This window comes from Streptomyces sp. NPDC088794 (genome assembly GCF_044750545.1).
In the GTDB taxonomy this organism is placed as follows: Bacteria; Actinomycetota; Actinomycetes; order Streptomycetales; family Streptomycetaceae; genus Streptomyces.
The window spans coordinates 299,757-326,744 of record NZ_JBIVKB010000012.1; the positions used below are offsets into that span (position 1 = coordinate 299,757).

At 70.7% G+C, this 26,988-nt stretch carries 20 protein-coding genes; 14 read left to right on the top strand and 6 right to left on the bottom strand.

Annotated features, from left to right (window positions below; all coding sequences use genetic code 11):
- The first annotated feature begins 111 nt into the window (after positions 1-111).
- From ACIP6U_RS31140 to ACIP6U_RS31165, 6 genes are read left to right on the top strand one after another with little or no spacing between them, the layout of a single operon-like run.
- Entirely contained in the window at positions 112-1,482 is a 1,371-nt protein-coding gene (locus tag ACIP6U_RS31140; RefSeq protein WP_401724645.1) for an ATP-binding protein, read from the top strand.
- Positions 1,479-1,901, top strand: coding sequence for a roadblock/LC7 domain-containing protein (locus ACIP6U_RS31145; protein WP_401724647.1), 423 nt, complete (start codon positions 1,479-1,481; stop codon positions 1,899-1,901). The genes ACIP6U_RS31140 and ACIP6U_RS31145 overlap by 4 nt, the downstream gene beginning before the upstream one ends.
- Complete coding sequence (locus ACIP6U_RS31150; RefSeq protein WP_401724650.1) at positions 1,898-2,260, top strand: DUF742 domain-containing protein; 363 nt, start codon at positions 1,898-1,900, stop codon at positions 2,258-2,260. The genes ACIP6U_RS31145 and ACIP6U_RS31150 overlap by 4 nt, the downstream gene beginning before the upstream one ends.
- Positions 2,232-2,837, top strand: coding sequence for a GTP-binding protein (locus ACIP6U_RS31155; RefSeq protein WP_401724652.1), 606 nt, complete (start codon positions 2,232-2,234; stop codon positions 2,835-2,837). Before ACIP6U_RS31150 ends, ACIP6U_RS31155 begins: the two co-directional genes overlap by 29 nt.
- Positions 2,834-4,072 carry a cytochrome P450 gene (locus ACIP6U_RS31160; protein ID WP_401724655.1) on the top strand — a complete coding sequence of 413 codons (1,239 nt, stop codon included), beginning with the start codon at positions 2,834-2,836 and terminating at the stop codon, positions 4,070-4,072. Before ACIP6U_RS31155 ends, ACIP6U_RS31160 begins: the two co-directional genes overlap by 4 nt.
- On the top strand, positions 4,069-5,301 hold the full coding sequence (locus ACIP6U_RS31165) for a cytochrome P450 (RefSeq protein ID WP_401724658.1): 1,233 nt from the start codon (positions 4,069-4,071) through the stop codon (positions 5,299-5,301). The genes ACIP6U_RS31160 and ACIP6U_RS31165 overlap by 4 nt, the downstream gene beginning before the upstream one ends.
- A 135-nt stretch (positions 5,302-5,436) precedes the next feature.
- Here the strand turns inward: ACIP6U_RS31165 and ACIP6U_RS31170 are convergent, their stop codons facing one another.
- A complete protein-coding gene (locus ACIP6U_RS31170) occupies positions 5,437-6,969 on the bottom strand; it encodes a helix-turn-helix domain-containing protein (RefSeq protein ID WP_401724661.1) in 1,533 nt (510 codons plus the stop codon).
- Positions 6,970-7,127: 158 nt separating this feature from the next.
- Here ACIP6U_RS31170 and ACIP6U_RS31175 point away from each other — a divergent pair, with 158 nt between their 5' ends.
- The 3 genes from ACIP6U_RS31175 to ACIP6U_RS31185 all read left to right on the top strand — a co-directional run bounded on the left by ACIP6U_RS31175 (position 7,128) and on the right by ACIP6U_RS31185 (position 9,997).
- The gene (locus ACIP6U_RS31175; protein ID WP_401724664.1) at positions 7,128-7,748 is read left to right on the top strand and encodes an L-threonylcarbamoyladenylate synthase; all 621 of its coding nucleotides are present in this window, start codon (positions 7,128-7,130) and stop codon (positions 7,746-7,748) included.
- A 123-nt stretch (positions 7,749-7,871) separates the two neighbouring features.
- The gene (locus ACIP6U_RS31180; RefSeq protein ID WP_401724667.1) at positions 7,872-8,627 is read left to right on the top strand and encodes a dienelactone hydrolase family protein; all 756 of its coding nucleotides are present in this window, start codon (positions 7,872-7,874) and stop codon (positions 8,625-8,627) included.
- A gap of 197 nt (positions 8,628-8,824) precedes the next feature.
- Positions 8,825-9,997, top strand: a complete 1,173-nt coding sequence (locus tag ACIP6U_RS31185) for a glycoside hydrolase family 64 protein (protein WP_401724823.1) — start codon at positions 8,825-8,827, stop codon at positions 9,995-9,997.
- 104 nt (positions 9,998-10,101) lie between these two features.
- Here the strand turns inward: ACIP6U_RS31185 and ACIP6U_RS31190 are convergent, their stop codons facing one another.
- Both ACIP6U_RS31190 and ACIP6U_RS31195 read right to left on the bottom strand, forming a co-directional pair.
- Positions 10,102-12,471, bottom strand: a complete 2,370-nt coding sequence (locus tag ACIP6U_RS31190) for a M4 family metallopeptidase (RefSeq protein ID WP_401724826.1) — start codon at positions 12,469-12,471, stop codon at positions 10,102-10,104.
- A 213-nt stretch (positions 12,472-12,684) separates the two neighbouring features.
- Positions 12,685-14,763, bottom strand: coding sequence for a prolyl oligopeptidase family serine peptidase (locus ACIP6U_RS31195; RefSeq protein WP_401724669.1), 2,079 nt, complete (start codon positions 14,761-14,763; stop codon positions 12,685-12,687).
- Between the two features lie 206 nt (positions 14,764-14,969).
- Between ACIP6U_RS31195 and ACIP6U_RS31200 the strand changes: the two genes are divergently transcribed.
- The 3 genes from ACIP6U_RS31200 (at position 14,970) to ACIP6U_RS31210 (ending at position 20,737) form a co-directional block, all read left to right on the top strand.
- The gene (locus tag ACIP6U_RS31200) at positions 14,970-17,753 is read left to right on the top strand and encodes an ATP-binding protein (RefSeq protein ID WP_401724672.1); all 2,784 of its coding nucleotides are present in this window, start codon (positions 14,970-14,972) and stop codon (positions 17,751-17,753) included.
- Between the two features lie 149 nt (positions 17,754-17,902).
- The gene (locus ACIP6U_RS31205; RefSeq protein WP_401724675.1) at positions 17,903-19,249 is read left to right on the top strand and encodes a cytochrome P450; all 1,347 of its coding nucleotides are present in this window, start codon (positions 17,903-17,905) and stop codon (positions 19,247-19,249) included.
- A gap of 111 nt (positions 19,250-19,360) precedes the next feature.
- Positions 19,361-20,737 carry an NAD(P)/FAD-dependent oxidoreductase gene (locus tag ACIP6U_RS31210; protein ID WP_401724678.1) on the top strand — a complete coding sequence of 459 codons (1,377 nt, stop codon included), beginning with the start codon at positions 19,361-19,363 and terminating at the stop codon, positions 20,735-20,737.
- 16 nt (positions 20,738-20,753) lie between these two features.
- Here the strand turns inward: ACIP6U_RS31210 and ACIP6U_RS31215 are convergent, their stop codons facing one another.
- Entirely contained in the window at positions 20,754-21,416 is a 663-nt protein-coding gene (locus ACIP6U_RS31215) for a TetR/AcrR family transcriptional regulator (RefSeq protein WP_401724681.1), read from the bottom strand.
- 78 nt (positions 21,417-21,494) lie between these two features.
- Here ACIP6U_RS31215 and ACIP6U_RS31220 point away from each other — a divergent pair, with 78 nt between their 5' ends.
- Positions 21,495-22,892: an MFS transporter gene (locus tag ACIP6U_RS31220; RefSeq protein ID WP_401724684.1), complete on the top strand. Its 1,398-nt coding sequence runs from the start codon at positions 21,495-21,497 to the stop codon at positions 22,890-22,892.
- Positions 22,889-24,109, top strand: a complete 1,221-nt coding sequence (locus ACIP6U_RS31225; protein ID WP_401724687.1) for an FAD-dependent monooxygenase — start codon at positions 22,889-22,891, stop codon at positions 24,107-24,109. Before ACIP6U_RS31220 ends, ACIP6U_RS31225 begins: the two co-directional genes overlap by 4 nt.
- A gap of 23 nt (positions 24,110-24,132) precedes the next feature.
- On the opposite strand, the gene ACIP6U_RS31230 is transcribed toward ACIP6U_RS31225, so the two are convergent.
- A complete protein-coding gene (locus ACIP6U_RS31230) occupies positions 24,133-25,317 on the bottom strand; it encodes a M20 family metallopeptidase (RefSeq protein WP_401724690.1) in 1,185 nt (394 codons plus the stop codon).
- A 54-nt stretch (positions 25,318-25,371) separates the two neighbouring features.
- Entirely contained in the window at positions 25,372-26,949 is a 1,578-nt protein-coding gene (locus tag ACIP6U_RS31235) for an AbgT family transporter (RefSeq protein WP_401724693.1), read from the bottom strand.
- Positions 26,950-26,988 lie beyond the last annotated feature (39 nt).

Genomic DNA, 26,988 nt, shown 5'->3' on the forward strand with positions numbered 1-26,988 from the left:
GACTCGCTCAACCGTGCGAGATCGATCGATGACTGTGTGTACTGTGCTGCGCATGCCTCCCCGAGGGGACGCGGACTCACCCCTGCCCGACTTCCCCCTGGAACCGATTCGATGATCGAATTACCGGACCTGGCCGCAGGCGGTCTCGCCCTCGGCACGCTGTCCGCGCTGGCCCTCGGCGGCGGACTGCTGCGCTCACGCCGTCGACTGGCCGCGCAACGCGCGGAGACCGCCCGGTTGCGCGGCCAACTCGACGCCGTACTCCAGACGTTCACCGCCGAGGTCGAGCACCTCGCGGCGCAGCGCGTGCCAGCTGCGGCCCGGCAGCTGACGCATCCGAACGTGCTGGTGCCCGGACCCCTGCAACCGCGGACCACCGCCTCGCCGCTCGGCATCGGCCTGGAGAGCGTCCTGCGGTCGCTGCGCGCCGAGCTGGCCGCCCAGCGCACCCGGATCGACGCGGCGGCGCAGGCCGGGATGCGGGGCGCCACCCGGGAGATCCAGGCCGCCCTGTACCGGCTCCAGGACGCGCTGCGGAAGCTGCAACAGGACTACGACGACCCGGAGTTGACGCAGACCCTCTTCCAGCTCGACCACGAGAACGAGCAGTCGCTGCGGCGCGCCCAGGTGGCCGCGGTGGTGTGCGGGGCGTGGGTGGGGCTGGCCCGCGAGGAGTCGCACCTGGTGGACGCGGTGACCGGCGGTCAGGCCCGGCTCTCGGGCTACCACCGGGTGCGCGTCAACAACCACCTTGAAGCGGGCACCGCGTTGGTGTCGCACGCGGTGGAACCGGTCGCGATCATCGTCGCCGAGCTGCTGGACAACGCGCTCCGGCACTCCGCGCCGGACACCGACGTCGTGGTCAACCTGGAGCACGTGCACCACGGCGTCTGCGTCACCGTCGACGACGCGGGCGTCGGCATGACACAGGACGAACGCGCCCGCGCCCAGCGGTTGGTGGCCGGATCCGAGCCCGTCCTGCTCACCGACCTCGGCGATCCGCCCCGTATGGGATTCGCCGCGATCGGCCAGCTGACCCGGCAGTTCGACCTGGGCGTCGACGTGTCCTCGCCCTCCGCGTACGGGGGCGTGCGCGCGGTGCTGCGGGTCGAGAGCCATCTGCTGAGCCATGTCGACCCGGCCGAACGGCCGCCGGCGGCCAGTGCGCCGCGCTCGACGCGCAAGCCGGCCGGCGGCGGGCGGGTGGTGTCCGACGCCTCGCACGGGTTCGGCGCCGAGGGGGACGACGGCGCCTCCACCGCCGTACCAGGGCATCAAGACCCGGGTGTTCCGGGCGAGTTGCCGCAGCGCCGGCGCCGGGCGCGGGCGACCGGCGAGGGGGCGGACGCTCCGAAGAGACAGCCGGTGCGGCGGCCGGCGGACTCGGCCGCGGCGCTCGGGGCACTGCAGTCCGGTACCGCGGCGGCGCGGGCCGAGGACGACATCGACCAGACCGATTTCGAAGGGGGAGCGGCCAGATGACCAGCCGCCAAGCCGGCGAGCACGCGTGGGTGCTCGATCCGATCCTGCAGGTACCGCACGTGGTGGCCGCCGTGCTGCTGACCCAGGACGGGCTGGTGTCCGGCTACACGGACGCGCTGTCGCAGGCCTCGGCCGAGCGGGTGGCGGCGATCACCAGCACCGTGCAGGGAGCGGCCCGTACCGCGGCGGCGGCCTTCGCCGACCAGGACCGGGCCGAGGTACGGCAGGTGGTGATCGAGACGGACCTCGGGTACGTGCTGATCGTGCCCACGGACCACGGCACCTGTGTGGCCGCGTACGGGGACGGCGAGGTGCGCCTGGATCTGCTGGCGCACCGGGTGCACTCGCAGGTGGCGAAGCTGGGTGAGAAGGCGATGGCCGCGGTGCCCCGAGGGACCGACGGCGGCGCGCCGGCATGACGGGCCGCCGTGGCGGCCGTCCCCTGGTCCCCGCGTATCTGTCGACCGGCGGTGTGGCCCGGCCCAGCCGCTCGCATCTGGAGCGGCTGTCGATGCTCACCGCCGCAGGCCCGTCCGCACCGCCCGAACTGCCCGCGGCCGGGCTCGCCCTGCTGGACGTCATGGCCGGCGGCTCGCTGACCGTGGTGGAGGTCGCGGCCCTGCTGCGGCTGCCGGTCTCCGCGGTGCGGGTGCTGGCCGCGGATCTGATCGACCGGGGCCTGCTGCTGTCCCGCGCACCGATCCCGGCGGCCGACCGCTTCGACCCCGACCTGCTGAAGAGAGTGGCCGATGGCCTCCGCGCCCTCAAGCACCAGTGACGTCCATCTCCCCGAAACCGCCCGCGAGTTGGTGAAGATCCTGATCACGGGTCCCTTCGGGGTGGGCAAGACGACCCTGATCGACTCGGTGTCCGAGATCCGACCACTGCACACCGAGGAGCAGCTGACCGAGGCATCCGCGCAGGTGGACGACCTGGACGGGGTGCGGGAGAAGACGAGCACCACGGTCGCCGTCGACTTCGGGCGGATCAGCATGCCGGACGGGGTCGTGCTGTACCTGTTCGGCACGCCCGGGCAGGAGCGGTTCCGGGCGCTGTGGGACGACATCGCGTACGGGGCGCTGGGTGCGCTCGTGCTGGTCGACAGCCGGCGGATCGACGCGTCGTTCGACGTGCTGGGCCTGATGGAGGAGTCCGGACTGCCGTACGCGGTCGCCTTCAACGCCTTTCCCGACTCGCCCCGCCATTACACGGACGCGCAGTTGCGGGCCGCGCTCGACCTGGATCCGGCGACGCCGATGGTGACGTGCGACGCGCGTGACGCCGGCTCGTCCCTCGACGCGCTGCTCGCCCTGGTCCATCACCTCATCGACCGCGACCCCTCGGAGCACCGGTGACCACCTATCCCCCCGGCCAGCAGGACTTCGACCTCTCGGCGCCGGTGCGCCTGTGGGAGGACGGCTTCGCCCTCGACCCGTACCGCTACTACGACACCCTGCGCGCACAAGGCCCGGTCGGCTGGGCCGAGTTGGCACCGGGCGTGCCCGCGTACGTCGTGACGGACCGGCGGGCCGCACTGGACCTGCTGCACGACGAGGAGACGTTCTCGCACGACCCACGGGCCTGGGAGTCGACGGTCGCGGACGATTCACCAGTGCTCGGCATGATGCGCTGGCGGCCCAACACGCTGTTCGCCGACGGCGCGGCACACGTCCGCTACCGCTCCTCGCTGATCGACACCTTCGACCGGATCGAGCCGCACGACCTGCGGGCGCTGGTGCACCGCGCGGTGCGGCTGCTGGTGAACCGGATCGGGCCGCGCGGCGAGGCCGATCTGGTGGGCGAGTTCGCCCGGCCGCTGATGGCGCTGGTGTTCAACAGTCTCTTCGGACTGCCGGACAGTCAGAGCGACCGGCTCAACGCCGCGTTGGGCAAGATGATGGAGGGCGGGGACCAAGCGGCCGCGGGCGAGGCCGAGTTCGGCGGCTACGTGCTGGAACTGATCGAGACGAAGGCCGCGTCGCGCGGCGACGATCTGCCGAGCTGGCTGCTGGACCACCCGGCCGGGCTCACCCCGGAGGAGGTCGCCTGGCAGGTGTTCCTCACCCTCGGCGCCGGGCACGAGCCGACCGCGAACCTGGTGTCCAACGCGCTCTCCCGCATCCTGGGCCACTCGCTGTACTACTCCACACTCACCGGCGGTGCCCGCACCGTGATGGACGCGGTCGTCGAGGTGCTGCACCACGAGACACCGCTCGCCAACTACGGCGTCCACTACGCCCGTCAGCCCCTGACCTTCCACGGAGCGTGGATCCGCGCGGCCGTCCCGGTGGTGATCTCGTACGGCGCGCTCGCGCACTTCGCCGAGCAGGAGGTCACCACCGGCCGGCATCCCAAGGACGCCTCCCATCTGTCGTGGTCGGCGGGCCCGCACACCTGTCCGGTCAAGCAGCACACGCTGCTCATCGCCACGGAGTCGATCGAGCGGCTCACCCAGTGGCTGCCCGACCTGGAGCCGGTCCTGCCGCGCGAGCGACTCACCTGGCGGCCGGGCCCGTTCCACCGCTCGCTCACCGCGCTGCCCGTCCGGTTCACTCCCCGCTCCCCCGACCAGCCTGGAGATCCTTCATGACCGTGACCGACCGCATCGCCCTCGACCCGTTAGGCACCGACATCCCCGCCGAGATCGAGCGGCTGCGCTCGCTCGGCCCGATCGTGCCCGTCGAGCTGCCGGGCGGCATCCCGGCCTGGGCGCCGACCGGTTACGACACCCTCAAGGAACTGATCCTCGATCCGCGGGTGAGCAAGGACCCCCGGCAGCACTGGAAGTTGTGGCCCGAGATCGGCGAACACCCGTCCTGGGGCTGGATCCTGGCCTGGGTCGGCGTGATCAACATGCTCAACACGTACGGCGTCGACCACGCGCGGCTGCGCAAACTGGTCGCGCCGAGCTTCACGCAACGGCGCACCGAGGCGATGCGGTCCCGGGTCGAGGCGATCACCGCCGAGCTGCTCGACACGCTGGCGGAGGCCGGCGCGGACGGTGAGGCGGTCGACGTACGCGCGCTGCTGGGGTACCCGCTGCCGATGCGGATGATCTGCGAACTGTTCGGTGTGCCCGATGAGTTGACGGACGACACCGGGCGGATGATCGCCGCCATCATGGACACCTCCGACCCGACCCCGGCGCACGCGGAGTCCGTGCAGCGGCAGATCGGCACGGTGCTGCCCGCGCTGATCGCGCACCGCACCGAGCATCCCGGGGACGACCTGACCACCGAGCTGATCCGGGTGCGCGACGAGGACGGCGACCGGCTCGACGACGAGGAGCTGCTGTACACGCTGCTGCTGGTCATCGGGGCCGGGTTCGAGACCACCGTCAACCTGATCTGCAACGCGGTGGTCGCCCTCCTCCGGCAGCCGGAGCAGTTGGCGGCGGTGCGGTCCGGGAAGGTCGGCTGGGACGCGGTCGTCGACGAGACACTGCGAGTCCACCCGTCCATCGCCTCGCTGCCGCTGCGTTACGCCGTCGAGGACATCACGGTCGACGGCGTCACGATCCCCGCCGGTGACGCCGTCATCACGACCTACGCGGCCGCAGGTCTCGACCCGGCGCACTACGGTCCGGACGCGGCCGTCTTCGACGCGGCACGCGGGGCGGACGACCACCTGGCGTTCGGCATCGGCGTGCACCGGTGCATCGGCGCACCGCTCGCCCGGGTGGAGGCCCTGACCGCCCTGACCGCGTTCTTCGACCGCTTCCCGGACGTACGCCTCGCCGTGGACGCCGACGAGTTGCGGCAGGTGCCGTCGTTCATCGCGTTCGGCTGGCAGGAGGTGCCGGTGCGGCTGCGGCCCTGAGCCGGGCCGGGAACGGGGACGCGGGCGGCCCGACCGGTCCCCCGTTCCGGTCGTGCCTCCCGCGATGCATCGAACTTACGCGCGGGACCCATACGTTGTGAATCGTGCCAATGCCCTCTGCGGCGGCCACGGGGCTCACCTGTGCACGGGTGAGCCCGGATGGTCCGGTTCTGTCCGGTGCAGGGCGGGCGGGTCGAGGTCGCCGAGGGCCAGATGGGCGAGGACGACCTCGTAGAGATCGCTGCCGCCGGCCAGCAACTGGCGTTCCAGGACCGGTTCGGCGCTGCGTACGTGGTCGCGGACCGTCTGCGGGTGCATGCCCAGCGCGTGGGCGGCCCGCTCGGCGTTGCCGCCGGCGGCGATCCAGGCCCGCAGTGTGCGGCGCAGGTCGCGGGCGTCCGGGGTCAGGCGCCCGAGCAGGTCGTGCGCCCACGCGCGCAGAGCCGGTCCGGCCAGCAGGTCGCCGAGGCGGTCGCCCTCCGCCGTGCCGGAGAGGGACAGCCGCGGCTCGTCGGCGAGTCCCGCCTGGGCGTTGAGGGCGAGGTGGACGACGGCACGGACGGTGAGATCGGTGAAGTCGGCGTGCAGAAGCGCCTCGACGCGTTCCATGCGGGCGCGGACGGTGTTGCGGCTGACGCCGAGTATCTTCGCGGCGCTGACGGCGGTGAACTCCAGGCCGAGGCGGGTGGTGGCGAGGAGTTCGGCGTGGGTGTGGTGGGCCAGCGTGTCCAGCGGGCGCAGCACCTGGGCCGTCCACTCATGCAGGGTGTCCGGGTCCATCAGCCGCTCGGGGTGGGTGCGTTCGGCGTACACGGCCTGCTTGTCCGGGCGGAAGCGGGCGACGGCCAGGGCGCTGACGGCCTGGCCGTACGCGGTCGCGGTGCGGGCGAGGCTGTGCGGGGCGCTGCCGCCGAGGAACGTGCTCGCCCGCCGGTCGATCACGGTCCTCAGCTCGCGCCCCGCCGCGTCGCGCGGGGTGACGACGATGACGTGTTCGTCCGTCGCGGGGCAGCGCACGACGAGCGCGTGCTCGGCCGTCGCGTCCAGGCACTCCTCGGCGATCCGGTCGCGGTCCTCGGCCAGGCTCTCCAGGACGTACACGCACGCGGAGTCGGTGTCGAGCAGTCCGGGCCACAGGCCCGAGGCCACCCGGCGCGCGGAGACGGTGTCCTCCACCATCAGCAGTTGCAGGATGGCCAGCCGCAGGTCGGAGGTGGCCCGGGCCAGCCGGCGGTCGGCCGCGGTCGTCTCGCGCGCCCTGAGCAGCAGTTCGACCACCTGGGCGGTGTGGGTGACGATGTCGGAGGTCCGCCGGTCGAAGGGCGCCGTGCGGCAGACCGCGAGCACGGCCGCCGCGCCGGGATCCGTCGACGCTACCCGGACCAGGCGCTGGTGGCGGCCGGCGTCCTCCCAGGCCGCGGAGGCGATCCGCCCGGTGACCAGGTCCGCGACGAGGTGCCGGTCCAGCGGGGTCCGGGTGCCCGCGAGGAGGTTCCCGGCGCCGTCCTCCAGGCAGGCCGTCCCCCGCACGGCGTCCGCGAGCCACGCGACGACCTTGCGCAGGTCCCGTCCGCCCGGCCGCAGCTGGTCGAGGAGTTCCCGCGTCCATGCCCCACCGTCGACGTCCGTCCCGTCCGCGGGGCGGCTCCCGTCCTCTCGGCCTGCCATCTCGGCCTTCTCCCGGTTCGTCTCGTCCTTCTCGTCCGCCGTGTCGGCCCCGGCGTCCCGGTCGGGGACGTTACCTCACCGTTCTGTGCCGGTCGCGGTCTGCGACCGGCGGGATGTCCCCGGCGGCCGGCCGCCTGAGCACGCCCTAAGCTCGACGAATGGCCAAGTACTTCGACGTGCACCCCGACAACCCGCAGCCGCGCACCATTTCCCAGGTCGCCGACATCATCCGCTCCGACGGGCTGGTCGCCTACCCGACCGACTCCTGTTACGCGCTCGGATGCCGGCTCGGCAGCCGGGAGGGCATCGACCGGATCCGCACCATCCGGCACCTGGACGACCGGCACCACTTCACGCTCGTGTGCCAGGACTTCGCGCAGCTGGGTCAGTTCGTACGGATCGACAACGACGTGTTCCGTGCCATCAAGGCGTCCACGCCGGGCAGTTACACCTTCATCCTGCCGGCGACGAAGGAGGTGCCGCGCATGCTCCAGCACCCCAAGAAGAAGACGGTCGGCGTACGCATTCCCGACCACGTCGTCACCCAGGCCCTGCTCGCCGAGCTCGGTGAACCGCTGCTGTCCAGCACGCTCCTGATGCCCGACGAGGAGGAGCCGATGACGCAGGGCTGGGAGATCAAGGACCGCCTCGACCACGTGCTGGACGCGGTCGTCGACTCCGGGGACTGCGGCACCGAGCCGACGACGGTCATCGACTTCTCCGGCGGCGAGGCGGAGATCATCCGCAAGGGGGCCGGGGACACGTCACGGTTCGAGTGAGGCCGCTCGCGCCGACGGCGGGGGTCGCCTCAGGCAGGTGAATGGTGCGTGCAACGATGACCGTGACCCGGCCCGTCAGGCCGCCCGGTCACTCGCCGCCGACTGCGCAGAGAGGCAGCCCCCATGACCTCCGTACAGGGATCAGACGTGGACATCCCCACCGAGGACGGCGTCGCCGACGCCTATCTGGCCCATCCGGATGACGGCAGTCCCCACCCGGGCGTCCTGCTCTACCAGGACGCCTTCGGCATCCGCCCGCACCTGAAGTCGATGGCCGACCGGATCGCCGCGGCCGGTTACACGGTGCTCGTCCCGAACGTGTTCTACCGCAGCGGCCGTACGCCGGTCTTCGACCTGCCCGAGTTCATCGACCCGTCGGCGCGGCCGGAGATCTTCGAGCAGATCATGCCGGTGATGCAGGCTCTGACGCCCGAGCTCGCCATGCGGGACGCGGGTGCCTATCTGCGTTGGCTGGCCGACTCGCCGCTCGTCACCGACGGCCCGGTCGCGCTGACCGGCTACTGCATGGGCGCCCGGCTGGCCCTGTTCACCGCCGGCACCTACCCGGACCGGGTCGCGGCCGCGGCCGGTTTCCACGGCGGACGCCTGGCGACCGACACGCCGGACAGCCCGCACCTGGTGGCCCGACACGTCACCGCCGAGCTGTACTTCGGCCACGCCGACGAGGACCATTCGCTCCCGCCCGAGCAGCAGCAGCGGCTGGAGGACGCGCTCACCGAGGCGGGCGTACGGCACACCGTCGAGGTCTATCCCGGCGCGCACCACGGCTACACGCAGGCGGACACCTCCTCCTACAACAAGGAGGGCGACGAGCGGCACTGGGCGGCGCTGCTCGACCTCCTCGACCGCACCTTCTGACCGACGCTCAGACCCCCACAGTGGCGCCCGCGATGTTCGATCCGCGGGCGCCGACTCGTATTCACATGTTCGGCCCGTTGACATGCACGCGATCCCAGTGTCACTTTGAGAGCGCTCTCAGAACAGGTACGGACCAATCTCCCTGAGTGACCCCCCACAGGAGGTGGAGCGTGCTCAGAAAGCTCACTCGCCGGATCATGGCGCCGGCCGTGGCGGCCGCGCTGCTCGGCGCCGTCCTCACGGTCATCACACCGTCCGCCGCGGAGGCGGCGGTGCCCGCCACGATCCCCCTCAAGCTCACCAACAACTCCGGTCGCGGTGACGCGGTCTACGTCTACACCCTGGGCACCCTGCTGAGTACGGGGCAGCAGGGCTGGGCGGACGCCAACGGCACCTTCCACGCCTGGCCGGCCGGCGGCAATCCGCCGACACCGGCGCCCGACGCGTCCATCGCCGGTCCCGCCAACGGGCAGACGAAGACCATCCGGATCCCGAAGTTCTCCGGCCGGATCTACTTCTCCTACGGACAGAAGCTCGTCTTCAAGCTGACCACGGGCGGTCTGGTGCAGCCCGCGGTCCAGAACCCGACCGACCCGAACCGCGACATTCTCTTCAGCTGGTCCGAGTACACGCTCAACGACTCCGGCCTGTGGATCAACAGCAGCCAGGTGGACATGTTCGCCGCGCCCCACGCGGTGGGCGTGGTGCGCGCCGACGGCAGCACGCTCACCACCGGCCACCTCAAGTCGGGTGGCTACAACGGGTTCTTCAACTCGCTGCGCGCGCAGTCGGGCGGCTGGGCGAACCTGATCCAGACCCGGTCCGACGGCACCGTGCTGCGGGCCCTGTCACCCACGTACGGGCTGGAGACGGGCGCGCTGCCCGCCACCGTGATGAACGACTACATCAACCGCGTATGGACGAAGTACGCGACGACTAACCTCACGGTCACCCCGTTCGCCGACCAGCCGAACACCAAGTACTACGGCCGGGTGTCGGGCGACGTCATGAACTTCACCAACAGTTCGGGCGCGGTCGTCACCAGCTTCCAGAAGCCGGACGCGGCCAGCATCTTCGGCTGCTACAAGTACCTCGACGCGCCCAACGACCTGGTGCGCGGCCCGATTTCACGCACGCTGTGCGCGGGCTTCAACCGCTCCACGCTCCTGGTCAACCCCAACCAGCCGGACACCAGCACGGCGAACTTCTATCTGGACTCGGTCACCAACCAGTACGCGAAGAAGATCCACGCGCAGATGGCGGACGGCAAGGCCTACGCGTTCGCCTTCGACGACGTCGGCAACCAGGAGTCCCTGGTCCACGACGGGAACCCGCAGCAGGCGAACCTGACGCTGGACCCCTTCAACTAGACGGTTCGCAACGAGAGTTCGGTACGAGAGTTACGACCGACGGCCGAGGCCTCACCCCGCACTGCGCGGGGTGAGGCCTCAAACCGTGCCGGTATCGGTGTCGGTCAGCTGGTGGTCACCGCCGTGTCGTCGACGACGAAGCTGGTCTGGAGCGAGGAGTCCTCGACGCCGGAGAACTTCAGGGCGACCGTGGTGCCCGCGAAGGCCGACAGGCTGAAGGACTTCTGGACGTACCCGGAGGCCGCGTTCAGGTTGGAGTAGGTGGCCAGGGTGGTGGACCCGGCGGTGACCGTCAGCTTGTCGTACTGGGTGCTGGTGGTGGTCTCCGCCGTGTCGATGTGGAGGTAGAAGGTGAACGTGGTCCCCGTGCAGCCGCTGGGGATGGTCACCGACTGGGACAGCGTGTCGGTGTGCGTGGATCCGTAGCCGTCCAGCCAGGCCTTGTAGGAGCCGGTGCGGGCCGCCTGGCTGCTGGAGTTGGTGATGACGCCGCTGGTGGCGGTCCAGGTGGTACTGCCCGACTCGAAGCCCGCGTTGCCCAGCAGCTGGGTCGAGGTGCAGCTGCCGCCGCCACTGGAGCTGACGGTCCAGGTGAAGGAGGCGGTACCGGTGGCCCCGGTGCTGTCGGTCACCGTGACGGTGGTGCTGTAGGTGCCGGCCGTCGTCGGGGTGCCGGTGACGGCGCCCGTCGAGCTGATCGACAGGCCGGTGGGCAGGCCGGTCGCGGCGTACGTCAGGGTGCCGCTGTTGGTGCTGCTGGCCGAGATCTGCAGGCTCACCGCGGTGCCGACGGTGGAGGACTGGCTGCCCGGGTTGGTGACCGTGACGCCGGTGGTCGGCACGGTGATGTGGCTGCCGACGTTGATGCCCGCGAAGGCGTTGCCGACGCCGGCGTACTGCGCGGAGCTCGTGCCGTACAGCGCCCCGGCGGCGTTCAGGGCGGCGGTGCGGGCCTGGGCGTACGTGGTGCTGGACGTCATGTACGTCGTCAGCGCCTTGTACCAGATCTGCAGGGCCGCGGCCCGGCCGATGCCGGCGACGGCGACGCCGTCGGAGGTCGGGCTGTTGTAGGTGACGCCGTTGATGGTCTTGGTGCCGCTGCCCTCGGAGAGCAGGTAGAACATGTGGTTCGCGGGACCGGACGAGTAGTGCACGTCGAGGTTGCCGACGCCCGAGTACCAACTGTCGGCGGAGCCGCCGTCCTTGTCGGGCTCGTCCATGTACCGCAGCGGCGTGCCGTCGCCGTTGATGTCGATCTTCTCGCCGATGAGGTAGTCACCGACGTCGGAGGAGTTGTTGGCGTAGAACTCGACGCCGGTGCCGAAGATGTCGGAGGTCGCCTCGTTCAACCCGCCGGACTCACCGGTGTAGTTGAGATTGGCGGTGTTGGAGGTGACACCGTGGCTCATCTCGTGCCCGGCCACGTCGAGCGAGGTGAGCGCGTGGGTGCTGCTCGTGCCGTCGCCGTACGTCATGCAGAAGCAGTCGTCGTCCCAGAAGGCGTTGACGTACGCCGTGCTGTAGTGGACGCGCGAGTACGCGGCGACGCCGTCGTTCTTGATGCCGCTGCGCCCGAAGGTGTTCTTGTAGAAGTCCCACGTCACCTGGGCGCCGTAGTGCGCGTCGACGCCCGCGGTCTGGGTGTTGGAGCCCGAGCCGGTGCCCCAGGTGTCGTCGGCGTCGGTCATCAGGGTGCCGGTTCCCGACGTGCCGTTGTTCAGGCTGTACGTCTTGTGGGTACCGCGCGTGGTGTCGTTCAGCTGGTACGTCGAACCCGACAGCGTGGTCCCGATGGTGACCGTGCCGCTGTACTGGCTGTTGCCGGTACCGGTCTTGATGCCCTGGTAGCGGTAGAGCTCCGCGCCGCTGGTGGCGTCGGTGATGACGTGCAGCTGGCTGGGCGTGCCGTCGTCCTGCAGACCGCCGACCACCGTCTCCCAGGCGAGCTTCGGGGTGCCGCTGCCGGCCCAGATGACCTTGCGGGCGCTGTCGGTGGTGGGCTTCTCGGCGGCGAGGGACTTGGCCGCCTTGAGGGCCTTGGTCTCGGCGGACGCCTTGGCGAAGGTGGCGGTGGTGGAGGCGACCTTCACGCTGCGCTTGCTGTTGAACGTCGTGCTCACCGTGCCGGTGGCCTGAGCCGCGGGCGGGGTGTGCACGACGAGGTCGCCGCCGAGGACGGGCAGGCCGGCGTAGGTCCGCTCGTAGCGGGTGTGGAGGGTGCCGTCGTTGTCCTTGACGACGTCCTTGACGACCAGTTTCTCCCCGGCGCCGAGGCCGATCGTGCGGGCCGTCGCGGTGGTCTTCTGATCCGCGCTCTTGATCAGCGCGGTGCGCTGGGCCGGGGTGAGTTTGGCCTCCAGACCACCGGTGCGCAGGGGGCTGGGGTGGGGGGCAGCGGGCTTCGCGTTCGCCGGAACCGACTGGATGCCGACGGCGAGGAAGGCTGCGGTGGAGACCAGGGCTCCTACCGCCATCCGCTTGCGGGGGTTGCGTCTCACTCGTTCTCCTACTGCGGTGGCCGCGTGGGGCGGCCGGACAGACCGGGCAGCCGGGTGTGCTGACCGGGACGAGCCGAGCTGTGCGGGACCGTGACTGCGTGAAGAGAACGTGGGGGGTACGTGCCGCAGTTGGGGGGAGGATGGCAGGCTTGACCGAGGCATGTCAGCAGGGTCCGGGACAATCGAGGGTTATCCCTCTGCGCCGGACGGAGACAGAGGGACCACCCCTGACCCGCCCAAGTGCCTTTGCAGAAAATGCACCTGACGCTCCATCAGCTCACCCGTGACCGGATGCCCGATCGGCTGATGACCGACGCCCGGCATCAGGAACACCTCGTGCGGACGCCCGGCGTCCCGAAGCGCGTCGGACAGACGCACCGTGTTGAGGGGCGGCACGTTGCGATCGTCGAGGCCGTGCATCAGCAGCAACGGCCGTACGAGGCGCGGCGCGTCCCGCACGAGCGAGCAGGCCTCGTAGCGCTCCGGAAACCGGTCGGGATGACCGAGACTCCGCTCCCGCCAGCGGGCGTTGTACAGCCGCTGGTCGGTGACGCCCGCGCCTGCGACGGCGGCATGGAAGACGTCCGGGCGGCGCAGCACGGCGGCGGTCGCGAGAGACCCACCGAAGGACCACCCCCTGATACCGACCCGCCCGAGATCCAGCTCGGGATGCAGCCGGGCGGCTTCCCGAAGCGCGGTGACCTGGTCGTCGATCGCCACCCCGAACAGATCGCCGTGGACCTCGCGTTCCCACTCCGGCCCACGCCCCGGAGTACCCCGCCCATCGGCGGCGAGCACCGCGAACCCGTGCTCGGCGAACCACTGCGACACCAGCACCCGCCAGTCCGACTCCACGGTGACCCGCTGCGCGGCCGCACCCCCGTACGGATCCGCCAGCACGGGCAGTCGACCGCTCCCCGCCCGGTACCACGACGGCAGATGGAGCCGGGCGCGCAGCTCACGCGGACCAAGGAGGAGACGGGTGAGGCGTACATCGAGCACGGGCTGCTCGGCGTACGAGGGAATCGCGACGGCCGGCTTCCCCTTCCGCCGCGCTTGAGTCCGCCCACCGGGGCGGTCCGGGCCGCGGGCCGCCTGGACGAGCGTGCCGCCACGGCGGAGGCCGGAGTGGACGGCAGGACCCGAACTCAACCGGCGGACACCTGCCGTGTGCCCGTAGCTGTAGAGGTGCGTCTCGGTGGGCTCGGCGGACTCGGACGCGGCGAAGAGCACCTCATCAGCTTCGACGCCGAGCAGGGACCGGAGTTGGAGCCCGGGTGGCGTGACGGGGACGCCGTCGACGGTGAGCCGACGGGTGCCGTGCAGGTCGGAGTGGGCGAGGAGGGCGCCGGAGTCGGTGCGGGCGGGAAGGCCCGGGACGAGCTGCACCCAGTGGTCGTCCCGCTGCTCGTGCAGGACCGTCGTCCTCCCGTCACCGGGGTCGACAGCGAGGAAGCGGACGGTGCACTGATCCCGGGACTGCACGACGGCATACGGCCCGTGCCCGTCCCAGCCGGCCCCGACGACGTACTCGAACGCCTCTCGGTCCCAACTGGCCTGCGTCAGACGGCCGTTGAGCCCGGCGATCCGGAGGGTGACGTCGGCATTGGGGGTACCGACGGCAGCGAAACGCCGTCCTGGTGCCTCGGCGTCGAGTGCGGGCCAGGGGTGGACGCGGCTGGAGTCCGTTCGGGCGATGAGGAGTTGGGTTCCGTCCGGGGACCACCAGTGGCCGAGCGGGCCGTCGGGTGCGGTGGCCGCGGTGTGCACCGCAGTCCCGAACTCGACGTCGGGAGCGCCGGGTTCGGCGACGGCTCGGTCCGCGGTACCGTCCGCGTCCATCAGACGCAGGGCGCCGCCGGCGACGTACGCGATCCGGTGTCCCGTGGGGTCGGGGCGCGGGTCGGACACCGGGCCGGGTGTCGGCAGCCGCCATGGTCGCCCGCCGGCGACGCGTACCGCCCACAACTCCCCCGCCAGGACGAAGGCGACCAGATCACCGCTTCGGCTCGTGGCGTACGTCCCGATGTCGGTCGGTCTTTGCCGGCGCAGCGTCACGGGGTCGGCCACCAGGCGCTCCGCGCCGGAGTCGAGGTCCAGGGCCCAGAGGCAGGTGAGCGGATCGCTTCCGGCGCGGGAGCGGAGGAAGAGGACAGTCCTGCCGTCGGGCGTGATGGTGAAGTGAGCGGGGACGCCGTGGGTGAAACGGTCGGTGCGGACGAGTTGTTCGGGGAGAGGAGGGATCGAGGGAATCGGAGGGATCGACACGTACGGCAGCCTTCCACCGGACTCCGCAATAAAACATCCATTCGATTTAGGGGGTGATCTCTCAACTCGCCCGGCGCAGGACGTCGACGACCAGGTCAGTCGTCTCCAAGGGTCGTATCAGCGGCTGACGCCGACGATCCAGGTGGTCTGCGGGCGGGTGGCGGCCGGGCCACAGGTAAAGTGCCGAGGTCGGAAGGGAGATGCGCATGCACCGGGATGGGTCTCCGCTGCCGGGTCCGACGGGACGTCTGGTCGGGCGCGATCTCGACCTCGTACTGATCCAGGAGTTCGTCGACGAGGCCGTGCTCTCCGGTGGGGCGCTGCTGCTGGCCGGGGATGCCGGGGTCGGCAAGACGGTGTTGCTGGACGCGGCGGCCGAGCGGGCGCACGGCGGGGGTGCGCGGGTGGTGCGTGCCGCGGGAGTGGAGTTCGAGAGCACCATCAGTTTCTCGGGGCTCCATCAGGTCCTTCAGCCGTTGTTCGCCGGGATCGAGGGGCTGAGCGATCCGCACCGCGACGCCCTCGGCGTCGCCTTGGGACTGGACCAGGGGGCTCCCTCCGATCAACTGCTGGTCTCGAACGCGGCGTTGACCCTGCTCGTACAGGCAGCCGCGGAGCGCCCGTTGCTGGTCGTCGTCGACGATCTCCCGTGGCTGGACCGGGCCAGCGCCACGGTGCTGGGCTTCGTCGCGCGCCGCCTGGGCGGCAGCAGGGTCGGCTTCCTCGGCGCGTACCGGTCGGGTGAGGGGAGCTTCTTCGAACACGGCGGAGTCCCCCGGCACCACGTACAGCCGCTCGACGCGGACGCGGCGGCTGCGCTGATCGAGGCGCGCGCCCCTTCCCTCGCTCCCCGCGTGCGGGAGCGTCTGCTGACCGAGGCGCAGGGCAACCCGCTGGCCCTCCTGGAACTGCCCACCGCCCTCAGCGGCCCGCAGCGCTCGGGCACCGGGATGCCCGAACTGCTGCCGTTGAGCCGCCGGCTCCAGGCCGTGTTCGCCTCCCGCGTGGAGGCGCTGCCCGCCTCGACCCGACTGCTCCTCCTGTACGCGGTCCTGGACGGCACCGGCGACCTGCGCGCCCTCGCGTCGGCCGGTTCCGAGCGGACTCGTATGGAGGACCTCGCTCACGCGGAACGGGCGGGACTCGTGTCCGTGGGCGAGCGCACCGGACGTCTGGCCTTCCGCCATCCGCTCACGCGCTCGGCCGTCGTGGAGCTCTCGACCAGCGATCAGCGGCGCGAGGTGCATCGTGCCCTCGCCGAGTACCGGACTGACCGGCCCGACCGGCGCGCCTGGCACCTCGCGCACGCCGCGGTCGAACCCGACGAGGATGTCGCGGTGCTGCTGGAGCGGGTGGCGCGCGACACCGTACGGCGGGGTGACGCGGGCGGTGCCATCGCCGCGCTGCTGCGCGCCGCGGAGTTGAGTCCGCGCGGCTACGAGCGCAGTCGGCGGATCGCCGAGGCGGCCTATCTCGGCGCGGACCTGACCGGCGATCTGCGTGACGTGCCGAGGCTGCTCGAAGAGGCCCGCCTGGCCGACGGCGGACGGGCCGGGCCGCTGGTCGCCGCGGTCGCGGCGGCCCACCACATCCTGCTCAGCGGCGAGGGCGACCTGGACACCGCCCACCGGCTGCTCGTCGGCGCGATCCAGATGCAGCACCAGCCGTACGACGCGACCGACCCCACCATGGTCAACGCGCTGTACACGCTCGCCTGGCTGTGCCAGAGCAGTCAGCGCGCGGAGCTGTGGCAGCCGCTGCACCAGGCGCTGACCCTGGTGAAGCCGGGGGTCCCGGACCAACTCGCCGTGGCGCTCAGCACGATGGCCGATCCGGCGCGGACGGCACCGCCCGCGCTCGGGAGGCTCGACGAGGCGATCACCTCGCTCGACCGGGAGGTGGATCCGGTCCGCGTCATCCGGATCGCCCTGGCCTCCCTCTACGTGGACCGGCTGCCGGGGTGCAGGACGGCGCTGCGGCGCGTGCTGCGCGACGGGCGGGACAACAGCTCGCTCGCCGTGGAGATCCAGGGGTTGGTCTACCTGGGCAGGGACCACTTCGCGGCGGGTGAGTGGGACGAGCTGGAGGCACAGGCCGCGCAGGGCCGGGATCTGGGCGAGGCCCACAGCTACCAGCTGCTGTCGACGGAGTTCCTGTACCAACGGGCGCTGGTCGCCGCGGCGCGCGGTGACGAGGCTGCCGCCAGAGCTCTGACGGACGAGATGACCCTGTGGGCGACACCTCGCGGTGTGGGTTCCTACCTCTCCTGCGCCTCGCACGCGCGGGCGTTGGCCGCGCTCGGCCGCGGCCGGTTCGAGGACGCCTACCGGCACGCGTCGGCCATCAGCCGCCCGGGGGAACTCGCCTCGCACGTCCCGCCTGCCCTCTTCGTCGTCATGGACCTCGTCGAGGCCGCGGTCAGGACGGGCCGGACCGAGGAGGCGACGGCGCACGCCACCGCTGCTCGCGAGGCCGGCATCGACGCGATCTCGCCCCGTCTCGCCCTGCTCGTCAAGGCGTCGGCGGCGATCGCCGCGGTCGATCACGACGCGACCGCGCTGTTCGAGGAGGCGCTCGCCGTACCCGGCACCGACCGCTGGCCCTTCGAGCTGGCCAGGGTCCAACTCGCCTACGCCGAACGCCTCCGCCGCGCGAAGGCCACCACGGAGGCGCGCACCCAGCTCGGCAACGCGATCGACACCTTCGAGCGACTCGGCGCCCGCCCCTGGGCGACGAGGGCGGGCAACGAGCTGCGGGCGACCGGTCTGTCCCTCGGCACCGCCGGGGTCACCGGGCCCGCGTCGCTGACGCCACAGCAACGGGAGATCGCCATGCTCGCGGCGGCCGGTCTCACCAACAAGCAGATCGCCGAACGCCTCTTCCTCTCCCCCCGCACCGTCGCCGCCCACCTGCGCCAGCTCTTCCCCAAACTGGGTGTCGCCTCGCGAGCGGCGCTGCGCGACGCGTTGGTGCAACTGCCGCCGGAATAGGGCCTGTTGCCGCGTCGGACACGGAGGACGCCGGAAGCACGGCTGGACACGCCGAGCCCTTCTGCTTCCATACGCTCCCCCGAGCGCCCCTCCTCGTCCGGACCGCGTCCCTGAGGCTGGAGGATCGGTCCTGCGATCGGGGGGTATCCATGACAACGGCCTCTTCCGTCGGCACGGCTCCGGGAGGGCTTCCCTTCCTCGGCCACCTGCTGCCGCTGATGCGCGACCCTCTGCGGTTCCTCACCTCGCTGCCCGCGCACGGTGACCTGGTCTACATCCGTATCGGCCCGCTCAAGGCCCTCGCGGTGTGCGACCCCGGGCTGACTCGTCACGTCCTGGTCGACGACCGGACCTTCGACAAGGGCGGCCCGCAGATCGAACAGGCCCGGGAGGCGCTGGGCAACGGTCTGCCGCTCTGCCCGCATGCCGAGCACCGGCGCCAACGCCGGTTGGTCCAGCCGGCGTTCCGCGCCGCCCGACTCCCCGCGTACGCACGCGTGATGACCCAGGAGACGGCCGCCGTCACGGGTTCCTGGTCCGACGGCCGGACCTTCGACGTCTATGTCGAGATGCAGCGGATCGCCGCCCGGAGTTTCGTGGCGACGGTGTTCGCCGACACCCTGACCGCCACCGCCCTCACCGAGATGCTGGAGGATTTCGGCGTCATCGCGGAAGGCATCTTCCGGCGCATGATCACGCCACCCCTGCTCAACGGACTCCCCACCCCCGGCAACCGCCGCTATCACCGCGCGCGCTCGCGGCTGCGCGGGACGATGGCCCGTGTCATCGCGGACCGCCGCTCGGGCGGCACCGGCGACGACGACCTGTTGTCGGTCTTCCTGGACACTCCCGATTCCACCGAAGGCGACAAGGACCAGGGTCTGTCCGATGCCGAGATCATCGACCAGTTGATGGACTTCTTCTTCGCCGGCATCGAGACCACCGCCGCCGTCCTGGCCTGGACGCTGCATCTGCTGACGAACCATCCCGGCATCGAGGAGCGACTGCACGCCGAGGTCGACGACGTCCTCGCCGGCACCGCGGCCACGTTCGACGATGTGCCGAGGCTGGAGTACACGCGCCGGGTCATCGACGAGACGCTGCGGCTGTATCCACCCGGCTGGCTCATCAGCCGTACCACCACCGCCGACACCCGCCTCGGCGGGCACTTCCTGCGGGCCGGTACGGCCATCATCTACAGCCCGTATCTGATCCACCACCGCGCCGACCAGTACGACGACCCCGAGCGTTTCGATCCCGACCGTTGGAGCGGTCCGCAGCGTCTCAGTCCGTCGGACGGTTCCTTCATCCCGTTCGGCGGTGGCGCCCGCAAGTGCATCGGCGACCAGTTCGCCCTCACCGAGGCCGTCATCATCCTGGCCACGATCGCCGCCCGGTGGCGTCTGGAACCCTTACCGGGCAGCCGAGTTCGCCCTTCCATGGCGCTCACGTTGAGTCCGCAACGGCTGACCATGCGCGTCAGGCCCCGCGTGTGACGGTTTCCGAGTGCCACGGTCACACCGCAACGCGCCCCCGTCGTCGAAGATCGGTGCGGCGAGCACCGGGTACCTCTTGGGCAACAGAGTTCGACCAAGGGGGAAGCACCCGTGCGGAACAGCCCTGCCGAACACCGTGGCACTTGGGGAAAGGCCGTGGTCATCGGCGGCGGATACGCGGGCCTCGTGACCGCTCGCGTCCTGGCCGACCATTTCTCCGAAGTGGTCGTCCTGGAGCGGGACGTGGTCGACGAGAACACAGGCACCCATCCGCACGCACCGCAGGGCTACCACGCGCACGCCCTGCTGGCCAAAGGCGGGGAGATTCTGGAGCGGTACTTCCCAGGCCTGCGCGCGGAGTTGCAGGACATCGGGGCACCGGTCTTCGACTACGGAGAGCGCCTCAGTTTCCTCCTGCCCACCGGCTTCGCCCCAAGGAACCGGACGGGCGTGGAGATTCAGACGTTCACCCGGGACGAACTGGAGCGGCGCCTACGCGGCAAGGTGCTCGCGCTGCCTCAAGTGACGCTCCTGTCCGCCACACGCTGCGAAGGTCTCAGGATGACCGGTTCCGGCAGGGTGGACCGAGTCCTGTACCGGGCCGAAGGCGCCGAGCAACTGACGGAACTCGAAGCGGACTTGGTGGTCAACACCTCGGGCCGGGCCGGCGCTCTGGACAACTGGCTTACGGAACTGGGCCTTTCCGTGCCCGAGAAGCGCGTGGTCAAGGCGAGGATCACGTACACGTCGATGTCCTTCGACCGGCCGGAGAAGAACCACCCGGACTTCAACCTGGCCTACCAGATGACGTTCGCGCCCGACATCCCCCGGGGCGGAGTCATCCTGGCGGTCGAACGGAACCGCTGGATGTGCTCGTTGGTCGGATACGACGACCAGATGCCGCCGATCGAGGACGGCGCCTACCTGGATTTCGCGAAGAGCCTCAAGAACGGCCGTCTGGTCGAGCAGCTCGAAACCCGGACCGGCCAGGGCCCGACGCATCGCTACACCAATGCCGACAACCAGTGGCGCCTCTACCACAAGATGAAGGACTGGCCGGAGCGCCTCATCGCCATCGGCGACGCGGTCTGCGTCTTCAACCCCGTCTACGGACAGGGCCTGACCGTCGCCGCGCTGGAAGCCGAGCTGCTCGACCGCACACTGACCGAACGCGCGACGCGCAAACGCGGCCTCGATGGCCTGGCCCGGACATACCAACGCGCGGTGGCCCGCATGCTGCTGACCCCATGGACCCTGTCGAGCAACTCGGATCTCATGTGGAATCCGGACCATCAGCCCCTCTCGGCGAGGTTCGCCCACTGGTACAACCGGCACTTCTTCGAGGTGTCCGTCCGGGACGCGGGGGCGTGGACCCGATTCGCGCGGGTCGCCAACATGGTGGCTCCGCCGACCGTGCTGTTCCATCCGGCCGTGGTCGCGAAGGTCGTCGCCCAGGCGTTGTTCCGCCGCGCCCGACCGGCTGACTGACTGACTGACGCCGGCCCTACTTCGCCTGGTACGCCCGGAGAAAGGTCCGCACTCCCTCGACGATGAGCGGCCGGACCCGGGCGTCCTCCGCGGCATTCGCCGAACCGAACCTGTTGAGCGCGACGTTGAAGGTCAGCGCGATGAACTGGTCGGCGGCGAGCAGGGCGTCGGGGACGTCGAGCAACCCGGCCTCGGCGAAGGCGGCGAACCGCTCGGCGAGTGCCTCCTCAGGGGCGTCGGCCATGGAGTTCTCGCCGCCGTCCGGCACATGGCGGGACTGTGCCCGGACCAGCCGTTGCAGCGTCGCGTACTCCGACGAGCCGAGCATGTCGGTCGCGATGCGCGTCGCGAACCCGACCAGGACGTCCTCCAGGGCGGCTGCTTCGGTGGGGCCCGCGAGGGTGTCGTCGAGGATGCGCCGGATCGTGGTGATCAGCGACTGGCCGACGGCGTCGACGACCGCCTGCAACAGCGTCTGCTTGTCCCCGAAGTAGTCGTAGACCGTCCGCTTGGACACCTCGGCCCGGGCGGCGACCGCATCGACGCTGGTCCGATCGAAACCGTCGGCGAGGAACAGTTCCCGGGCCGCGGCGAGGATCGCGGCCCGCTTCGGCGTGGACCCCTCGCGCAGTGTCTTCGCGGTCGGTGTCTTCGGCCTCGGCGTCTTCGTGGTCGGCATGGCCTCACTCTAACCCAACTACACTGCACGGTGTAGTGTAATTTTGGTTGCTCGCCCGCCTACGAAGGAAGGACGTTCATGACCACAACCCTGGTCGCTCCCCCGGTCCGCGTCGGGAAGGCCGCCGTCTGGGCGCTGGGCATGCTGGCGGCCGCCACCGGGACCCTGGAGTCGGTGGTGACACCGACGCTCCCGCTGCTGCAACGGGAGTTGTCCATGAGCCCCGCCCAAGGGGCGTTACTCAGCATCACGATGCTCATCACCGGCGCGCTCGTCACACCCGTCGCGGGCAACCTCGGTGACCGCCACGGCGGGAAACGGGTCATGCTCCGGCTGATGGCGGTGGTCGCGGCCGGTGGCCTGGTGTCCTCGCTGGCGCCGAACCTGCCGGTGCTGCTGCTCGGTCAGGTACTCGAGGGCGCGATGGTCGGCGCGATGCCCCTCTCGTTCATCCTCGTCCGCAAGCACCTCACACCGGGCGAGTCCCAGGTGGCCATCGGCGTGGTCAGTGGGATGTTCGTAGGCGGCGGGATGCTGGGCACGCTGATCGCCGGGCCCATCGCGGAAAACCTGTCCCGGCACTGGATGTTCGCGATACCGACGATCGCGATCGTCGTGGCGACCCTGCTGGTCCAGAGGCTGATGCCGGACGACCCGCCGGCCCGCTCGGAGGCCAGGATCGACTGGCCAGGTCTGGTGCTCCTCAGCGGCATTCTGCTGACGCTCATGTTCGGGCTCGCGCTGGCGCCCAGCGCCGGCAGCCAACCGCTCGCGTTCGGCGCCCTCGTCGTGCTCCTGGCCCTGTTCGTGGCCGGGTGGACCGTCGTCGAACGCCGGTCGCCCTCGCCGATGGTCGATCTCAACCTCCTTGCCAAGCCCGCGATCTGGAGCTCGTACGTGATCACGTTCGCCGTCTGCGTGGGCACCGCCGTGGCGATGTATCTCGTGCCGCAACTGTTCGCGGTGTCCGCCGACGGCTACGGCTTCGGGGCGAGCTCCACCGACATCGGGCGGTATCTGCTGCCCGGCGCCGTCATGGCGGCGATCAGCGGGCCGCTCGGCGGGCTCGCGGCGCGGCGATTCGGCTCAAGTGCCGTGGTCGCGACCGGAATCGGCCTCATGACGGCCACGTTGGTCGCCCTGGCGTTCCAGCACTCCGCGGTCTGGCATCTCGTCGTCGGCAAGGCGCTGATCGCCCTGGCCAGCGGTGTCTGCGTCACGGCGATGGTCGTCAGGACGGCCACCTCCGTCGATCACGGCAACACCGGCACCGCCACCAGCCTGGTCCTGGTGACGCGCGTGATCGGCTTCGCCGCGGGCGCGCAGATCAGTGGCGCCTTCCTCACCGCCGGGACCCGCCCCGGGATGGACGACCCGGCCGAATCGGCCTTCGTCACCGGCTTCGTCGTCGCCGGCGCGGTCACGGCACTGTCCCTGCTGGTCGTCCGCACCTTGAACAAGGGAGTCAAGGCATGACCCACACCCATCAGTTGACGGGCACCCGCGTGACACCGAGGCGCAAGGTCCTGATCTCGGGGGCCAGCATCGCCGGTCCCGCCCTCGCCTACTGGCTGAACCGCTACGGATACGCGGTCACGGTGGTCGAGAAGGCGGGCTCGCTCCGCAGCGGCGGTTACCCCATCGATGTGCGCGGCACCGCACTTGAGGTCGTGCGTCGGATGGGGATCCTGCCCCGACTCCGGGACGTGCACGTCGACTCGCGCCGGATCACCTTCCTCGACGCGGACGGCGGCACGGTCGCTTCGGTCGACCCCCATACCGTCGCCGGCGGTGTCGCGGGACAGGATCTGGAGGTGCGGCGCGGGGATCTGACCGACGCCCTCTACACAGCGGTCCGAGACGACGTGGAGTTCTTGTTCGACGACCACATCGACACCCTCGACCAGACCGGCCACGGGGTCGACGTCACCTTCCGCGGGGGCGACAGCCGTACGTTCGACATGGTGTTCGGCGCGGACGGTCTGCACTCACGTACCCGCGAGTTCCTGTTCGGCCCCGAGGAGCGGTTCCACCGCTATCTCGGGTACTGCTTCGCCGGGTTCACCCTGCGCAACACCCTCGGGCTCTCCCACGAGGTCATGATGTGGAACACGCCAGGCAGGGCCGCGGCTCTCTACGCCGTGGGCGACGGCGACGAAGTGCACGGTTTCCTCAACTTCGCGCGCCCGGAACCGCCGTTCGGCGCGTTCCGTGACCCGGAGGCCCAACGGGACCTGGTGGCAGGGGTCTTCGCCGATGCGGGGTGGGAAGTCCCTGGGATGGTCGCCGCCATGCGTGACGCCGACGACCTGTTCGTGGACGTGGTCAGCCAGATCCGCATGCCTCGTTGGTCCAGTGGCCGGGTCGCGCTGGTGGGCGACGCCGCGTACGCGCCCTCGTTCCTCACCGGGCAGGGGTCCAGCCTCGCGCTCGTCGGTGCGTACATGCTCGCCGCTTCCCTGTCCGACCGGGACGCGGTGGAGGGGTTCGCCGCCTACGAACACGACACCCGTGAATTCGTGACCGCGAACCAGGAGTTGATCGGCGAGGGCGATGCCGCGCTCTTCCCCACCACCGCCCGGGCCCTGGAACGGCGCAACGAGATGCTGCGTGGGCTCAGCGCCATGCCTCCCGCGCAGGGTCGACCGGCCCACTCGGCGCTCACCCTGCCGGACCTCGTGCACGCCGGCTGATCTGCGGGAGGTCTCCCCCGGGCTCAGCCCCGCAGCGGCTGCGCCAGCCGTTCCAGCAGGCCCGCTACCAGCGCGGTCTGCGCGGGCACGGTGTCCGGGTAGATGAACTCCCCCTGGGCATGGGCTCCGTCGCCGACGGCGCCCATGCCGCACAGCACGGGCAGGCCGAGCGCGGCGACGAAGTTGGCGTCGCTTGCGCCGCCGACCGCGGTGTCGCGCAGGGCGTCGCGGCCCTGGTCGCGGGCGACCGCGCGGGCGAGGTCGAGCAGGGGGACGGAGGCTGCGTTGAGGGTCATCGGCGGCCGGTTCCAGGCGTGGTCGATCTCGATGCGGACGCGCGGGTCGCTGACCTCGATGGCGTCCAACTCCGCGTCGACCCGGTCCTGTTCGGCCTGGCTGCTGACCCGGATGTCGACGCCGGCGGTGGCCTGTCCGGCGACGACGTTGATGGCCGAACCGCCCTTGAAGAGGCCGGTGTTGATCGTGGTGCCCTTCTCGGGGGCGGCGACCTTCGCGGCGGCGACCACGAACTCGGACAGTGCGGTGATCGCACTCGCCCCGTCCTGCGGCGCGAGCCCGGCGTGCGCCTCCACTCCGGTGGCGGTGACCTGGAAGATCCCGGTGCCCTTGCGGGCCGTCTTGACCGCGCCGTGGGCGCTCGGCTCCAGCACCAGCGTGACGTCGGCCTTCCGCGCGACCTCCTCGATCACCGGCCGCGAGGACAGGGACCCGATCTCCTCGTCGCCGTTGAAGAGGAAGGTGACGGTGGGCAGCGGCACACCGCTCTCCCGCGCCAGCCTCAGGGCCCAGATCCCCTGCGCCAGACCGGTCTTCATGTCGAAGATGCCCGGCCCGCTCAGCCTGTCCCGCCCGTCGTCGGACGGCCCCGGCTGCTCCCATCCGGCCAGGGTCCCGGTCGGCCATACGGTGTCGTAGTGACCGACGAGCGCGACGTGCCCGGCGCCGGTGCCGGCGTAGGTCAGGGTGAGGGTGTCGCCGCATTCGACGCCGGGGTGGCGCTGTTCGTGGTTGGGCCGGCCGAGACGCCGGACGGTCAGCTCGCGCAGGAGGTCCAGGCCGCTCGCGAGGCCGGGAAGGTCGTAACTGCCGGTCTCGTGGCGGACGAGGGTCAGGATGTCGTCGACGATCCCCGACGAGACGTCCTGGGCGCGGGCGGTGAGGGTGGCGGCTGCGGGTGAAGCGGTCATGGTCTGCTTTCTCGTAGGGAGACGCGGGGGCGGCTCTGTCGTGGGCGTGCGGGATCAGCCGACGCCGAAGGGGATGCCGAGCAGGTACCAGGCCACGAAGAACGCGACCCAGACGACCCAGACGACGGCGGCGATCGGGATGGTGAAGGAGGCCAGGGTGCCGATGCCGGCGGACTTCTTGTGCTGCTGGATGAAGCCCAGGGCCATCGCGAAGTACGGGCTCATGGGGGTGACGCAGTTGGTGACCGAGTCGGCGACGCGGTAGACGGCCTGGGTGGTCTCGGGCTCGATGCCGATGAGCATCAGCATGGGCACGAGGATCGGCGCGGCCAGCGCCCACAGGGCGGAACCGCTGGTGATGACGAGGTTCATGAAGGTGATCAGTACGGCGATGCCGACCAGCACGGTCCAGCCGCCCAGGTGCATGTCCTTCAGGGTCTGCGCGCCCTCGATGGCGATGACGTTGCCGATGTTCGTCCACTTGAAGTAGGCGAGGAACTGCGAGATCGCGAAGAAGAGGACGAGGATCGGGGCGTAGGTGCGCGTGCCCTCGACCAGGCCGTCGACGATGTCGCGCGGGGCCCGGAAGGTGCCGGCGATCCGGCCGTAGACCCAGCCGAGGAGGGTGAAGAACAGGAAGAGGACCAGCGACATGCCGGTGATCAGCGGGGATTCGACGAGGGAGCCGCCCGGGCCGCGCAGGGGTGAGGACGCGGGGACGAGGGCCGCTGCCAGGAGCGCGACGAAGCCGAGCGCGACCAGGCCGGTTGTCCGCAGCGCGCGGCGCTGCTCCTCGGTGACCTCGATGGTCTTCAGTTCCTCGGCGCTGAGCGCGGTGATCGGCTCGTCGGGGTCGAGGTCCGTGCGTTTGGCGATGACCTTGTCGACGACGAGTGTGATCACCAGGGCCACGAGGACGGACGAGGCGAGCGCGAAGAAGTAGTTGGCCACCGGGGTGACGACGTAGTCCGCGTCGATGGTGTGGGCCGCGGCGGTGGAGATCGACGACAGCAGTACGTCGGTGGTGGTGATCGCCGGGGAGGCGTCGTAGCCGGCGGAGATGGAGACGTAGGCGACGATGCAGCCCAGCACCGGACTGCGGCCGGCGGCACGGTAGATGAGGGCCCCGAGCGGGATGAGGGTGACGTACGCGGCATCGCCCGCCACGTGGGCGACCATCGCGGTCATCGACAGCGCGAAGGTGAGGTACCTGCCCGGCACGCGCGCGACCATGCGGCGCAGCATGGTCGTGAACAGCCCGCTGGCCTCGGCGACGGCGATGCCGAAGCCCACGATGAGGATGGTGGCCAGCGGCGGGAAGGTCGCGAAGTTGTCGACGGCCCCCTCGATCATCGTCGTCAGGCCGGCCTTGCTGAGCAGGCTCTGCACCTTGATGGCCTCGTGCGTCCCGGGGTGCACGGTGCCGACACCGGCCGCCGCCAGTACCGCGCTGAGGACGATCACGACCCCCGCGAGGATCCAGAACAGCCAGAAGGGGTTGGGGAGTTTGTTGCCGATCTTCTCGATCGCCGCGAAGCTCCGGAACGCGATGCGCAGGGCTCTCGACTCCGGCTCGGTCGGCGGGGACGGGGGCTCGGGCTGCGGTTGAGGCTGAGCGGAGGTGACACTCATCGGTACCTCTTCGTGCATTGGGGGGACGTTCCTGCGAAC